14 protein-coding genes are annotated in these 12,604 nt (G+C 46.3%); 13 read left to right on the top strand and 1 reads right to left on the bottom strand.

Annotated elements, in window-relative coordinates; all coding sequences use genetic code 11:
* Nucleotides 1–240: 240 nt before the first annotated feature.
* From rpmH to BFJ94_RS19140, 12 genes are all read left to right on the top strand, one after another.
* Nucleotides 241–375, top strand: coding sequence for a 50S ribosomal protein L34 (gene rpmH, locus BFJ94_RS19195; protein WP_068778604.1), 135 nt, complete (start codon nt 241–243; stop codon nt 373–375).
* Nucleotides 376–572: 197 nt separating this feature from the next.
* The gene (rnpA, locus tag BFJ94_RS19190) at nt 573–929 is read left to right on the top strand and encodes a ribonuclease P protein component (protein WP_120464098.1); all 357 of its coding nucleotides are present in this window, start codon (nt 573–575) and stop codon (nt 927–929) included.
* Nucleotides 930–997: 68 nt separating this feature from the next.
* Nucleotides 998–1,882 carry a YidC/Oxa1 family membrane protein insertase gene (locus BFJ94_RS19185; RefSeq protein WP_120464097.1) on the top strand — a complete coding sequence of 295 codons (885 nt, stop codon included), beginning with the start codon at nt 998–1,000 and terminating at the stop codon, nt 1,880–1,882.
* A complete protein-coding gene (gene jag, locus BFJ94_RS19180) occupies nt 1,879–2,592 on the top strand; it encodes an RNA-binding cell elongation regulator Jag/EloR (protein ID WP_120464096.1) in 714 nt (237 codons plus the stop codon). The genes BFJ94_RS19185 and jag overlap by 4 nt, the downstream gene beginning before the upstream one ends.
* A 309-nt stretch (nt 2,593–2,901) precedes the next feature.
* Nucleotides 2,902–4,281, top strand: coding sequence for a tRNA uridine-5-carboxymethylaminomethyl(34) synthesis GTPase MnmE (gene mnmE / locus BFJ94_RS19175; protein ID WP_120464095.1), 1,380 nt, complete (start codon nt 2,902–2,904; stop codon nt 4,279–4,281).
* Nucleotides 4,282–4,352: 71 nt separating this feature from the next.
* Nucleotides 4,353–6,251, top strand: coding sequence for a tRNA uridine-5-carboxymethylaminomethyl(34) synthesis enzyme MnmG (mnmG, locus tag BFJ94_RS19170; RefSeq protein ID WP_120464094.1), 1,899 nt, complete (start codon nt 4,353–4,355; stop codon nt 6,249–6,251).
* Nucleotides 6,244–6,966, top strand: coding sequence for a 16S rRNA (guanine(527)-N(7))-methyltransferase RsmG (gene rsmG / locus BFJ94_RS19165; protein ID WP_120464093.1), 723 nt, complete (start codon nt 6,244–6,246; stop codon nt 6,964–6,966). Before mnmG ends, rsmG begins: the two co-directional genes overlap by 8 nt.
* A gap of 280 nt (nt 6,967–7,246) precedes the next feature.
* On the top strand, nt 7,247–8,065 hold the full coding sequence (gene noc, locus BFJ94_RS19160; protein WP_120464092.1) for a nucleoid occlusion protein: 819 nt from the start codon (nt 7,247–7,249) through the stop codon (nt 8,063–8,065).
* 206 nt (nt 8,066–8,271) lie between these two features.
* A complete protein-coding gene (locus tag BFJ94_RS19155; RefSeq protein ID WP_120464091.1) occupies nt 8,272–9,033 on the top strand; it encodes a ParA family protein in 762 nt (253 codons plus the stop codon).
* A complete protein-coding gene (locus tag BFJ94_RS19150; RefSeq protein WP_120464090.1) occupies nt 9,026–9,868 on the top strand; it encodes a ParB/RepB/Spo0J family partition protein in 843 nt (280 codons plus the stop codon). Before BFJ94_RS19155 ends, BFJ94_RS19150 begins: the two co-directional genes overlap by 8 nt.
* Nucleotides 9,869–9,930: 62 nt before the next feature.
* The gene (locus BFJ94_RS19145) at nt 9,931–11,085 is read left to right on the top strand and encodes an aminotransferase class V-fold PLP-dependent enzyme (protein ID WP_120464089.1); all 1,155 of its coding nucleotides are present in this window, start codon (nt 9,931–9,933) and stop codon (nt 11,083–11,085) included.
* 26 nt (nt 11,086–11,111) lie between these two features.
* Nucleotides 11,112–11,612 carry a DUF4446 family protein gene (locus BFJ94_RS19140; protein WP_120464088.1) on the top strand — a complete coding sequence of 167 codons (501 nt, stop codon included), beginning with the start codon at nt 11,112–11,114 and terminating at the stop codon, nt 11,610–11,612.
* On the opposite strand, the gene yyaC is transcribed toward BFJ94_RS19140, so the two are convergent.
* Entirely contained in the window at nt 11,584–12,192 is a 609-nt protein-coding gene (yyaC, locus tag BFJ94_RS19135) for a spore protease YyaC (RefSeq protein WP_120464087.1), read from the bottom strand. The genes BFJ94_RS19140 and yyaC overlap by 29 nt on opposite strands.
* Nucleotides 12,193–12,365: 173 nt before the next feature.
* On the opposite strand from yyaC, the gene BFJ94_RS19130 reads away from it, so the two are divergent.
* On the top strand, nt 12,366–12,602 hold the full coding sequence (locus BFJ94_RS19130) for a putative Se/S carrier protein (RefSeq protein WP_120465315.1): 237 nt from the start codon (nt 12,366–12,368) through the stop codon (nt 12,600–12,602).
* The last annotated feature ends 2 nt before the right edge of the window (nt 12,603–12,604 follow it).

The following is a 12,604-nucleotide window of genomic DNA, read 5'->3' as shown; positions in this document are numbered from 1 at the left end:
AAAAATACTTTTCCACATGTGTATAACCTTTATTCCGGGAGATATTATAGTTCAGCCTGTGGAAAACCGATATAAAAGGGGGAGAAGCCTGGGCTGTGTATAAATTTGGCTGGGTGCAGATATGCCGGGCTCAGTTGACTTTTTATGGTGCTTGTGTTTAAATGTAAAAAGGCATTTTCTGTGGATTATGAAAATGGTGAATATAACAGTGAGTGATTCCTGTAAAGGGAGGTGCAATAGATGAGACCGACTTTCAAACCAAATGTGAGCAAACGTAAAAAGGTTCACGGTTTCCGTAAAAGAATGAGCACAAAGAATGGCCGTAAGGTTCTTGCTGCTCGTCGCCAAAAAGGAAGAAAAGTATTGAGTGCGTAAAATAGTGCGTGAAGACCACTGCGGTGGTCTTTTTTTGTACGCCAAATGGTTAAGAATTAAAATACCCTTTTTATGTGACAATTTGGTTGACTATAATATGAAGGAACTCGATTTTGCAAAAAATCAGGTTTACTGCATAAATGGATGGTTTATAATTACAATAGCAGTTAGCAGGTCTAGAGTTGAGGAGATTGCTCGTGCAAAAAAAGTTAAGATTAAGGAATCGGGCGGATTTTAGCCGGGTGTACCGGCATGGAAAGTCTTTTGCTAACCGTCAACTCGTTGTTTATTGGTCAAGAAAACCGGATATTGAGCGTTTCCGGCTAGGTATATCGGCAAGTAAGAAGATCGGTAATGCAGTGGTCCGAAATCGCATGCGTAGATTGCTGAAGGAGATCGTCCGCTCGCATGAAAGTGAAATTCAGGATCATGTCGATATCATTCTCATTGTACGTAACAGCGCAGTCGGAATGGAGTATAAGGAGTTGGAGAAAAGCGTACTTCACGTTCTCCGTAAAGCCTCATTGCTCAAGCCTTCCGGACGCCAAGCATGATTGTTTCTTTGTCCCTATAAATATGTTATGATTTACGATGACGGATAGGTTAAGAGAGGGGTTTTGAAGTGTCGCGAATTGCCAATAACAAGAGGAAACTGGTCCTCCTAGTTCTTGCAATCGGTCTCGTAGTATTACTGGCTGGTTGTGGAACGCAAAACGCCCATTTGGCAACCACTACTGAAGATATGAAGAATAGTAGTTCATTCTGGACTTCTAATGTCGTCTACTATTTCTCTTTAGCTTTGGATACGTTTGCGAAGTGGTTCAATGGGGCATATGGAATCGCCGTGTTGATTATGGTGATTATTGTTCGTACGTTAATTCTTCCGCTTACATTGAAGCAGGTTAAGAGTTCAAAAGCGATGCAGGCGATTCAGCCGCAGCTAGCGAAGATCAAAGAGGATTACAAGGATAATCCTGAGAAGCAGCAGCAGGAGACGATGAAGCTGTTCCAGGAGCATAAAGTTAATCCGATGGCGGGATGTTTCCCACTGCTGATTCAGATGCCGGTATTTATCGCGCTCTATAACTCGATTTATTATAATTCGGCGATCCGTGACCATTCATTCTTGTGGTTGCAGCTCGGAGAACCGGACAAGACTTATATTTTGCCGTTAGTAGCGGCGCTTACGACATTCATCCAGACGAAGATGATGTCGAATATGAATACGAATACGAGCGGCCCTAACCCGATGGTGTTCATGATGTGGGTTTATCCAGTGCTGATTTTCATTATGGCTTTCAAATTCCCATCTGCACTGCCGCTGTACTGGATTTTCTCTAACTTGTATACGATAGGTCAAAATTATTTCATTTATAGAAAGAAAGAACCTGTACCTGCTGTCGCAGCAACCAGTAGCAATACGTCATCAGGAAAGAAACGGGGCGGTTCGAATCTCAAAGCCGGTCATCCCGGCAGAGGTGCCAAGGAGGCCAAAAAGTCGAAATGAATAAAATTGTGACGTCAGGGAAAACCGTTGAAGAAGCTGTAAGACAGGGATTGGCTGTGCTTGGCACCACCGAGGATCAAGTCGCCGTTAATGTGTTAGAACAGCCATCAAAAGGATTCCTGGGATTGATCGGAGTGAAGGAGGCCAAGGTAGAGCTTACTCTATTGCCTCAAGCTCCATCAGTTCCGCCAAAGGGAGATCATTCGGAGGATCGCAGTCTGGTATCCCGGAAGGATCTCAGCTCTCATACCGATCATGATCCTTATCAAGAGGCGGCGTCATTCATCAGAGACGTTGGCGAGAATATGGGTCTTCAAGTAGATGTGGAGATCGTAGAGAAGAAGGATGCTACCGTACTCAATATATCAGGCAGCGATCTGGGTATGATTATCGGGCGCCGGGGGCAGACGCTAGACGCGCTTCAATATCTGGCGAATATTATCGCGAATCGTTATTCTGATAGTTATATTCGTATCACGCTTGATGCGGAGAATTTCCGGGAGAGACGCAAGAAGACGCTGGAGGATCTGGCCGTTAGACTGGCCAATCGAGTCGTTCGCACTCGTAAGGAAGTAGCTCTTGAACCGATGCCGCCACAGGAGCGTAAAGTGATTCATTCCAAACTTCAGGATCATCCGGAGGTTAAGACGTTCAGCAAAGGCGAAGAGCCGAACCGGCGGGTCGTTATAGCACTGAAGCACAGTAAATGATGGATGAGACGCAAGCGACGTTTCCTTAGGGGATGTTGTGTTGCGTCTTTTTTCAACCTGTGCAGGTGACCCGGGTGCTCCATTAGTAAGACGTACCCTAAGGGGGAAAAGCGTTCCACGATCCATAGTCTTCTTGGTGCGCCTCTCCCTCTCCCACGTTAGTCCAGTTGCGGGTGTCCAGAGGGCGCAGCCCTTGGGGCCCTTCCTTACGGTAAGGGAGGGTTTGGGTGGGATGAGGATCATATAATTGAAGATAACAGTATTCGCTGTTTAGGATAGATATTTGATGAGGTAGGGGTGAGAGAACAGATGTTGAGTGATACGATTGCGGCGATTTCTACAGCGGTAGGAGAGAGCGGGATCGCTGTGATTCGGGTGAGCGGGCCGGAGGCGATAGCAAGTGTCGAGAAGGTATTTCGCTCGAAGACGAAGTTGACGGAAGCGGATAGTCATACGGTCCATTATGGATTTATTATAGATCCGGAGAAGGGCGAGAAGCTGGAAGAGGTGCTGGTGTCGCTGTTCAGAGCGCCACGGTCGTTTACGACCGAGGATGTGGTGGAGATCAGCACGCACGGGGGGATTATCTCCGTGAAGCGGGTGATGGATTTGCTGCTGGAGCAGCGTGATATTCGCTTGGCGGAGCCGGGGGAGTTCACGAAGCGGGCGTTCCTGAACGGGCGGATCGATCTGTCGCAGGCGGAGGCGGTGATCGATCTGATCCGCTCGAAGTCGGATCGGGCGTTCTCAGTAGCTCTGAAGCAGGTGGAAGGTGCGCTATCGCGCAAGATCGGGGAGCTTAGGCATACGCTGGTGGAGACGCTGGCGCATATCGAGGTTAATATCGATTACCCGGAGCATGATGTGGAGTCGATGACGACGGAGTTCATTAAGCAGAAATGCTCGCTGGTGATGCAGGGGATTGATTCGCTGCTGAAGACGGCCAGTCAGGGCAAGATTCTCCGGGAAGGGATCACGACGGCGATCGTGGGCAGACCGAATGTAGGGAAGTCTTCGCTGCTTAATGCGCTGGCCCGGGAGAATAAGGCGATTGTTACGGATATTCCAGGGACGACGCGCGATGTGATCGAGGAGTTCGTGACGATTAACAATATTCCGCTAAAATTACTGGATACGGCCGGGATTCGTGAGACGATTGATGTGGTGGAGAAGATCGGTGTAGAACGTTCGAAGGCCGCGGTCGACGAAGCAGATTTGATTCTGCTGGTGTTGAATAATGCGGAGGAGCTGCATGAGGATGAAATCCTGTTGCTGAAGCAGTTATCCGGTCGGCCGGTGATCGTGATCTTGAATAAGATCGATCTGCCGCAGCAATTGGATCGTAGCGAGGTCAACCGTTACTTCCCTGAGGAAGCGATTGTTGAGCTGTCGGCGAAGACGGAGGAAGGGTTGGATCATTTAGAGGGAGCTATATCTCAGCTATTCTTCGGCGGGGAGCTGGAGTCAGGCGATCTCACTTATGTGAGCAATGTGAGACATATCGCGCTGCTGAAGCGAGCGAAGCAATCGCTGCAGGATGCTTATGAAGCAGCAGATGCAGGAATTCCGATCGATATAATGCAGATTGACGTGCGGCTTGCTTGGGAGCAGCTTGGTGAAGTAGTCGGCGACTCCGCACCGGATGCGCTGATCGATCAGATTTTCTCACAATTCTGTCTTGGAAAATAACGGTGCGTATGCCGCGTGTATTATAATCTTCAGATCATGGTATGATGACAAATATGCAGGGGGGTTGTTAGATGGGTTATTATGGCGGTGATTTTGACGTCATTGTCGTTGGTGCTGGACATGCAGGCTGTGAATCTGCTCTGGCGGCGGCTCGTATGGGCAGCAAGACGCTGATGATTACAATTAATTTGGATATGGTTGCATTTATGCCATGCAATCCTTCGATCGGCGGTCCGGCTAAGGGCCATGTTGTCCGGGAAATCGATGCGCTTGGTGGCGAAATGGGCCGGAATATCGACAAGACCTTCATCCAAATGCGGATGCTAAATACAGGTAAAGGGCCTGCGGTACATGCTCTGCGTGCTCAGGCCGATAAATTCTCGTACCAGCATACGATGAAGGAGACGCTTGAGAGTCAGCCGAATTTGACGCTTCGTCAAGGTATGGTTGAGGATCTGATCGTTGAGGACGATAAATGCGTGGGTGTCATCACGATGGCGGGGACGGAGTATCGGGCCAAGGCGGTTGTGCTCACAACAGGCACTTATTTACGCGGCAAAATTATTATGGGTGAACTGATGTATGAGAGCGGGCCGAACAATCAGCAGCCATCCGTGCAATTGTCCCATAATTTGAAGAAGCTTGGCTTCGAGTTAGTGCGTTTCAAGACAGGAACTCCGCCGCGGGTGAATAAGAATACGGTTGATTTCTCGCAGATGGAGATACAACCTGGAGATGAAAATCCGAAATTCTTCTCTTACGAGACGAAGAGCTCGGATAATGAGCAGCTCCCTTGCTGGTTGACTTACACCTCTGCGGAAACTCATGACATTATCAATGCCAATCTGCAACGCGCGCCGATGTTCTCTGGCGTCATAGAAGGAACCGGACCGCGTTATTGCCCATCGATTGAGGATAAGATCGTGCGCTTCAGCGATAAGCCGAAGCATCAGGTCTTCCTGGAGCCGGAAGGGAAGAGTACATCGGAGTATTATGTCCAAGGCTTATCGACCAGTATGCCGGAGGATGTTCAGGTCCAAATCGTCCGTTCTGTTCCAGGGCTGCAAAATGCCGAGATTATGCGCAATGGTTATGCGATTGAATATGATGCGATCGTGCCGACCCAGCTCTGGCCTACGCTGGAAACGAAGCGTATAGCTGGTCTGTTCACTGCGGGGCAAATTAACGGTACCTCTGGTTATGAGGAGGCAGCGGCACAAGGAATTATGGCCGGGATCAATGCAGTCCGCAAGATCCAGGGTAAGGAGCCGGTCATTCTCGATCGTTCCCAAGGCTATATCGGCGTCTTGATCGATGATCTGGTTACAAAAGGCACGAACGAGCCTTATCGTTTGCTTACCTCCCGTGCGGAGTATCGGCTGTTGCTACGCCATGACAATGCGGATCTTCGCCTTACACCGATTGGACATGAGATCGGTCTGATTAGTGAAGAACGATATCAAGTATTTCTGGATAAGAAGCAGAAGGTAGAGAATGAGATTATCAGGCTCAAGGAAACGAAGGTGCGTCCTTCGGAGATCAATGAGCTTCTCACCTCGATTGGTTCTGCCCCTATTCAAGATGGCAGCAATCTGCTGACCATTTTGCGTCGTCCAGAAGTGGGCTATGCTCATATCGATTCCTTCTCTCCATCTGAGGCAGGGTTGGATGACGAGATGAAGGAGCAGGTTGAAATTCAAATCAAATACGCCGGTTACATTGAGAAGCAGCTGCTGCATGTGGAACGGCTGCAGAAGATGGAACGGAAGAAGCTCCCGGACAATATCAATTATGAGGTGATCCAGGGCTTGGCTATTGAGGCACGACAGAAGCTAGCCAAGATTCGCCCGATTTCCATCGGTCAGGCATCGAGAATTTCGGGTGTGACACCGGCGGATATTTCCATTTTATTGGTATACTTGGAGCATTATAATCGTGTTACGGCTGCAGGAGGACCTTCGATTGGATAAGGTACAGGAGAATTTTCAGAATTTATTAAGTGAACGTCAGCTTCAGCTCTCTGCGGAGCAGCTGGAGCAATTTGAAAGGTATTATCAAGAATTGGTAACCTGGAATGAGAAAATGAATTTGACGGGGATTACGGAGCGGGAGCAGGTATATATCAAGCATTTCTATGATTCGATTACATTGTCGTTCTATGTGGACTTTAATCAGATATCGACAATGGCAGATATTGGATCTGGCGCTGGTTTTCCTGGAATCCCACTTAAAATTTGTTTTCCCCATCTGAAGCTTACCATTATCGATTCATTAAATAAACGGATTCAATTTCTGCAAAATGTTGTAGATCAGCTTGGTCTTCAGGATGTACAGTTACTACATGGTCGAGCTGAGGATTTGGCCCGTAAAGATCAGCTTCGAGATTCCTTTGATTTGGTCTCGGCCAGAGCTGTTGCACGTTTGGCAGTGTTAAACGAGTTCTGCCTTCCATTTGTTAGCACGGGCGGTATTTTTGCTGCTATGAAGGGAGTTCATCCAGAGGAAGAGGTGAAGGAGGCAGCGCGGAGCATGACTGAGCTTAAGGGTAAGTTGTCTGCAACGCAGCATTTTTCACTACCGATGGAAAATTCTGAACGTCATATTATTCTGATTAATAAGATTGCTTCGACTCCTAAGAAATATCCGCGCAAGGCAGGTACTCCGTTAAAGTCACCAATCATTTAGAAAAATTTGTATCCCTCTTAACAAAATGTTCCACGTGAAACATCGTTAAGGGGGATAAATCTTTTAAAAATACATTTCATAAGAGAATAGGATTATAGTGAAAAAAGTGGTAGAATAGATATAACGTTACAGAGTTAATATTTACATAGGGATCAGCATAACAATTCTGTTGATAGCTGAGAGCTACCCTTATACTTCATCGTGTTTATTTTGAGTTTTTATAGTTCTATTAGTAAGGTTTGGCCTTATGTCACTATGAAATTAGGTGGTAATCTACAGAATGAAAGAACAATTCTCCAAATTGTTTGGCTTAGCCGAACGAAGCAGTAGTGATGAAGTGAAGCAAATTCCGGTGGGAGACATCGTTGGAAGTCCTTATCAGCCCCGGACCATATTTGATGATGAGAAGATTGATGAGCTATGCCAAACGATTAAGACGCATGGTGTTATTCAACCGATCGTTGTCCGTTATCGCAATAATAAGTACGAGATTATAGCTGGTGAGCGACGCTGGCGTGCTGTGAAAAAGTTGGGAATGGAGAGTATTCCTGCTATTTTACGGGATTTCAATGATTCTCAGGCGGCATCGATTGCCTTGATCGAGAATCTGCAGCGGGAAGGTCTGACCGCTCTGGAAGAGGCGTTAGCCTATCAGAACTTAATTGATTTACATCATTTGACACAAGAAAGCCTAGCGCAACGGTTAGGCAAGAGCCAATCTACGATCGCTAATAAGATCAGGTTGTTAAATCTTCCTGAACCTGCCAAAGCCGCTTTGATGGAGCGTAAGATCACGGAACGCCATGCCAGAGCTTTGCTATCTCTGGATACAGAGGAGCTACAGCTTAAGGTATTAAAGGAAATTATCGATAAAGAATTAAATGTGAAGCAAACCGAAGCAAGAATAGCTTTTTACAAAGAAGTGAATAAGAACAAGAAGAAATCTAAACGGATCTCGTTCACCAAGGATGTAAGGCTGGCCTTGAATACGATACGTCAATCGATTGATATGGTGTCCGGTTCAGGATTGCAGATCAAGACGGAAGAGAAGGATCATGAAGATCATTATGAAATCGTCATTCAGATTCCGAAGAGATAAGTTCTTATGTTCGCTGACCATAACCGGACAGGGTTGAGGGTCAGCTTCTTTTTCGATCATTTTCTGAAAATATGAAAATATTATTTAAATTCTGTAGCTTAGCGAAAACAACCAAGGTTTTTTGGTCTTTTTGTAGCTGCAGCTAAGTGCTTACAATCATAGAAAATCTACAAGAAGATTCTTCTTATATATTGAGGTGAAATGGATTGTCTAAAATCATTGCCATAGCTAACCAAAAAGGCGGCGTCGGGAAGACGACGACTTCTGTGAATTTGGGGGCGGGTCTAGCAACAATTGGTAAGAAGGTACTGCTCATAGATATCGATCCCCAGGGGAATACGACTAGCGGTGTTGGCATTAATAAGGCCGATGTGGAAAACTGCATTTATGATGTGCTTATTAATGAAGTGAACCCTAAGGATGCTATCTCACCTACTGAAATTGAGGGACTGGATATTATTCCAGCGACGATTCAGTTAGCAGGGGCTGAAATAGAGCTGGTATCGACGGTTTCCCGCGAAGTTCGTCTTAAGAAATCTTTGGAGCAGGTTAAGCGCTTCTATGATTATATTCTGATCGATTGCCCGCCATCCCTCGGCATTTTAACACTGAATTCCCTGACGGCTGCGGATTCGGTATTGATTCCGATTCAGTGTGAATATTATGCGCTTGAAGGCCTGAGCCAGCTATTGAATACGGTACGTCTTGTTCAGAAGCATTTGAACACTTCATTGCAAATTGAGGGTGTTCTATTAACGATGTTCGATGCCCGTACTAACCTGGGAATTCAGGTTATTGAAGAAGTGAAGAAGTATTTCCAGCAAAAAGTGTACAAGACAGTTATTCCTCGGAATGTACGTTTGAGCGAAGCTCCATCGCATGGTCAATCGATAATAACGTATGATCCGAGATCCAAAGGGGCGGAAGTATACTTAGAGTTGGCAAAGGAAGTGGTTTCTAATGAGTAAGCGTTTGGGTAAAGGACTGGATGCTTTGATTCCGTCGCTTTCTATTGAAGAAGATGAGAAAGTGATTGAGATCCCTTTGAATCAGCTTCGTGCTAATCCATATCAGCCTCGTAAAGCCTTTGATGAGGAATCGATTAAGGAATTGGCAGAATCCATTCGTCAGCATGGCATTATTCAACCTATTATTGTTCGTAGTGTTCTGAAGGGCTATGAAATTATTGCCGGAGAACGGCGTTTCCGTGCTTCACAATATTGTGGGAATACCACGATTCCTGCGGTTGTTAAATCCTTCTCTGATCAACAGGTTATGGAAATTGCTTTAATTGAGAACCTTCAGCGTGAAAATCTGAATGCGATGGAGGTAGCTGTTGCATATCAAGGATTGATGGATCAATTTCAATTGACGCAAGAGGAATTATCTCTCAAAGTTGGGAAATCACGCTCTCATATTGCGAATTTCCTGAGATTACTATCCCTTCCTGATGAAGTCAAAGAATATGTTTCACGTGGAACATTATCAATGGGCCATGCCAGAGCATTGGTTGGATTGAAGGATTCCGCAATGATCAAACAATTAGCTAAGCAATGTATCGATCATGAGTGGAGCGTCCGTGATTTAGAAAACGCGGTCCAACAATTGGATAAGAAAAAGATGGAAATCAAGAAAAGTGCTGCTAAAAAGCGTGATCCATATATCGAAGAGGTAGAGGAAGGCTTGCGGGAGCGCTATAAAACGACGGTTAAAATAAAAGAAAGCAAAGATAAAGGGAAAATTGAGATCAATTACTACAGTAAGCAGGATCTACAAAGATTGCTAGATTTGCTAAGTCAATAAAATGAAAGTGGCGTTCTACTTGAAAATATTACCTTGCTGATAGGGGTCGAACTAGGAGAATGATGGAGGACAAACCCACTATATATTTGGATCATGCCGCGACATCATGGCCGAAGGCTCCTGGAGTAGGTAAGGTAATGCTGGAAATGATAGACAGACCCATCGGCAGCTCGGGACGTGGAAGCCATGGTATGGCATTAACGGCTGCAAAGCAGTTATTTAGCACCCGAGTTCTATTGGCAGAATTGTTTCATATTTCCAATCCAAATGACGTTATATTTACTTCGAACACGACCGAGGCGCTTAATCTGGCGATTAAGGGATGGTTAAAGCCCGGAGATCATGTGATGGCGACGATGGTCGAGCATAATTCCGTCAGGAGACCACTAGAATATTTGCGCAGGACGCAAGGAATCAAAGTGGATTATGTGCCGGTTAGTCCATCAGGGAAAATAGATCTGGAGAAGATGCAACAGAATTTCCGATCTAATACATCTTTAGTGGTATGCTCCCATAGCTCGAACCTGCTCGGAAGCATTGCTCCTGTGCAGGAGATCAGCCAGCTTGCCCATGATCATGGGGCAGTGCTCTTACTGGATGCGGCTCAGACCGCTGGAAATTGGCCTATCGATGTCGAGAAACTGGGCGTGGATATGCTTGCTTTTCCCGGACATAAAGGTTTACTTGGCCCTCAGGGAACAGGAGGCCTCTATATAAGCCCCAAGATTGACCTGGTTCCTCTGCTACATGGGGGTACGGGCAGTCAGTCGGAGGAGCTTGAGCAGTCGGCAGTACGTCCGGATCGTTATGAAGCGGGAACGGCGAATACAGTCGGCATAGCCGGTTTGCGAGAAGGAGTTAGGTATATTCTTGAGCAGGGCCCGGAGAAGATCTATCAGTATGAGTGGGAGCTTACGCAGCATTTGATGCAGAAGCTATCTGGGATAGCAGGGGTAACCTTACTGGGACCGGAGATTGGGAAACCACGCACCGGCCTAGTTTCTTTTGTGTTAGAGGATCGGGATGCTTCCGAGGTGGCTTTTCTACTGGATAAGAATTACGGAATTGCCGTGAGGGCAGGCTATCATTGTACTCCATTAGGGCATATGACGGCCGGAACTATGGCAGGCGGTGCAGTCCGAGCCAGTGTTAGTTACAATACTGTGGTTGATGAAGTTGACGCTTTAGTGTTAGCTATAAAGAGGATTACTGAGTGATATTTAGGCATAGAGGAGAAAGTAGCATGCGGGAATGGAATGAGCTATTTTTAGATCAAATGGTATGGATTGTTGTTGGTTTGGCAGTAGTATTCTTGTGGCTGTTGATTTGGAACTTCATTCAAGGCAGTAAATTGAGAAAAATGCGAAAAAAGTATGACTTAATGATGGGCGGTACCGGCGTGGAAGATCTGGAGAGCTTGCTTATTGATCTGAAGCTGGGGCAGGATCGCATAGAAGAGTTACAGACGAAGCAGGATGCAGAAATAGCAGCTATCCAGGGATGGCTGCCTAAACAGAAGTCCAAGATTGGCATCAAGCGTTATAACGCTTTTGGCGAACGGGGAAATGACTTGAGCTTCTCCATTGCGATTGTGAATGATGATAAAGATGGTGTGGTCATTACAGGACTCTACAATCGAGACGGGTCCTATGTATATGCCAAGCCTCTGACCAAGGGAGAGTCGCCGCATGCGCTCTCCCCGGAGGAACTGGAAGCTATTGCTCTCGCTGGCCTAGGGGAATGAACGAGCGATTCCATTCTTTGATAGCCGCGTAGACGCTGTTGGCAATGATTTCAGATAAACGCATCACAAGGCTGAGTCTTGTGTTCTGCAATACGAAATACTCCATAAAGCCGCCGACGTTGACGATACCTGTAACATGGATATCGCCGACCGGCGGTAATTCTTTATTTACGCCTGCTCCTGGACGCAAGGGGCCCTGTACCACTTGAATAGAGCCGACACTAGAGGTCTGGCCAAGGCAAGCATCGATCCCGATAATAAAGGGAAGGTTGAATTTTTCGTTGATATGTTGTAGCGTATCTTTTAAATTCATCGCATGTACAGGCTCCTCCAAGGTGCCATAGACGTGAAAGTGCTTGCTATTCCATTTCGATAGTGAGGTACCTACTAAAGGTCCGAGGCAATCTCCGGTAGACCGGTCTGTACCGATGCAGACGATGACGATCTCCTGTCCTGGGCACACTTTAGCAAAGTGCAGCAAAAGGCGATGAATGATGACAGATTTAATGCCAGGCTCGGTGTGAGCAATCTTCAAGTAAGGGATCTCCTGGCTTGGCAGCGACGGTTGGATCTGAGACATGGAATCTTCCTTTCACGAGTATTAAAATAGGTTACATAGATATGAACCTGTTCGCTTATTGTAGTAGATAGTATATGGAAATTAAGGGGATTATATACTCGTACTTAAGTCATAATTCATAATAATGGAGTATTAGAGGGAGAGAGGAAGAGTTGGAAGAAGAATGGCTGGTTATGGCCTTTGACTCTACCCAACAGGCACTGCGTGCTGAGATGCTGCTGGAATATGCCCAGGTAGAAATCGATTTATATCCGACCCCGAAAGAGATTACAGCGGGCTGCGCATTATCGATTCAGTTTCCTCAGGGATCCTTGCGCCTGGTTAAGGAGATTGTGACTTCGGAACAGGTGGAGATCCGTGGAATCTATAAGCGGAGTACAGCAGGAGAGTATGATAGCATCAGCCTATAGGA

Origin of the sequence: Paenibacillus aceti (genome assembly GCF_003614185.1) — a bacterium.
Classification (GTDB): Bacteria; Bacillota; Bacilli; order Paenibacillales; family Paenibacillaceae; genus Fontibacillus; species Fontibacillus aceti.
Note: the sequence above shows the minus strand (reverse complement) of the source record. Positions and strands in the feature narration are given on the sequence as shown.

Coding starts and splice junctions, on each gene's coding strand:
- rpmH (WP_068778604.1), top strand. CDS start 241: ATGAGACCGACTTTCAAACCAAATGTGAGCAAACGTAAAAAGGTTCAC.
- jag (WP_120464096.1), top strand. CDS start 1,879: ATGAATAAAATTGTGACGTCAGGGAAAACCGTTGAAGAAGCTGTAAGA.
- mnmE (WP_120464095.1), top strand. CDS start 2,902: ATGTTGAGTGATACGATTGCGGCGATTTCTACAGCGGTAGGAGAGAGC.
- mnmG (WP_120464094.1), top strand. CDS start 4,353: ATGGGTTATTATGGCGGTGATTTTGACGTCATTGTCGTTGGTGCTGGA.
- noc (WP_120464092.1), top strand. CDS start 7,247: ATGAAAGAACAATTCTCCAAATTGTTTGGCTTAGCCGAACGAAGCAGT.
- BFJ94_RS19150 (WP_120464090.1), top strand. CDS start 9,026: ATGAGTAAGCGTTTGGGTAAAGGACTGGATGCTTTGATTCCGTCGCTT.
- BFJ94_RS19145 (WP_120464089.1), top strand. CDS start 9,931: ATGGAGGACAAACCCACTATATATTTGGATCATGCCGCGACATCATGG.
- BFJ94_RS19140 (WP_120464088.1), top strand. CDS start 11,112: ATGCGGGAATGGAATGAGCTATTTTTAGATCAAATGGTATGGATTGTT.
- yyaC (WP_120464087.1), bottom strand. CDS start 12,192: ATGTCTCAGATCCAACCGTCGCTGCCAAGCCAGGAGATCCCTTACTTG.
- BFJ94_RS19130 (WP_120465315.1), top strand. CDS start 12,366: ATGGCCTTTGACTCTACCCAACAGGCACTGCGTGCTGAGATGCTGCTG.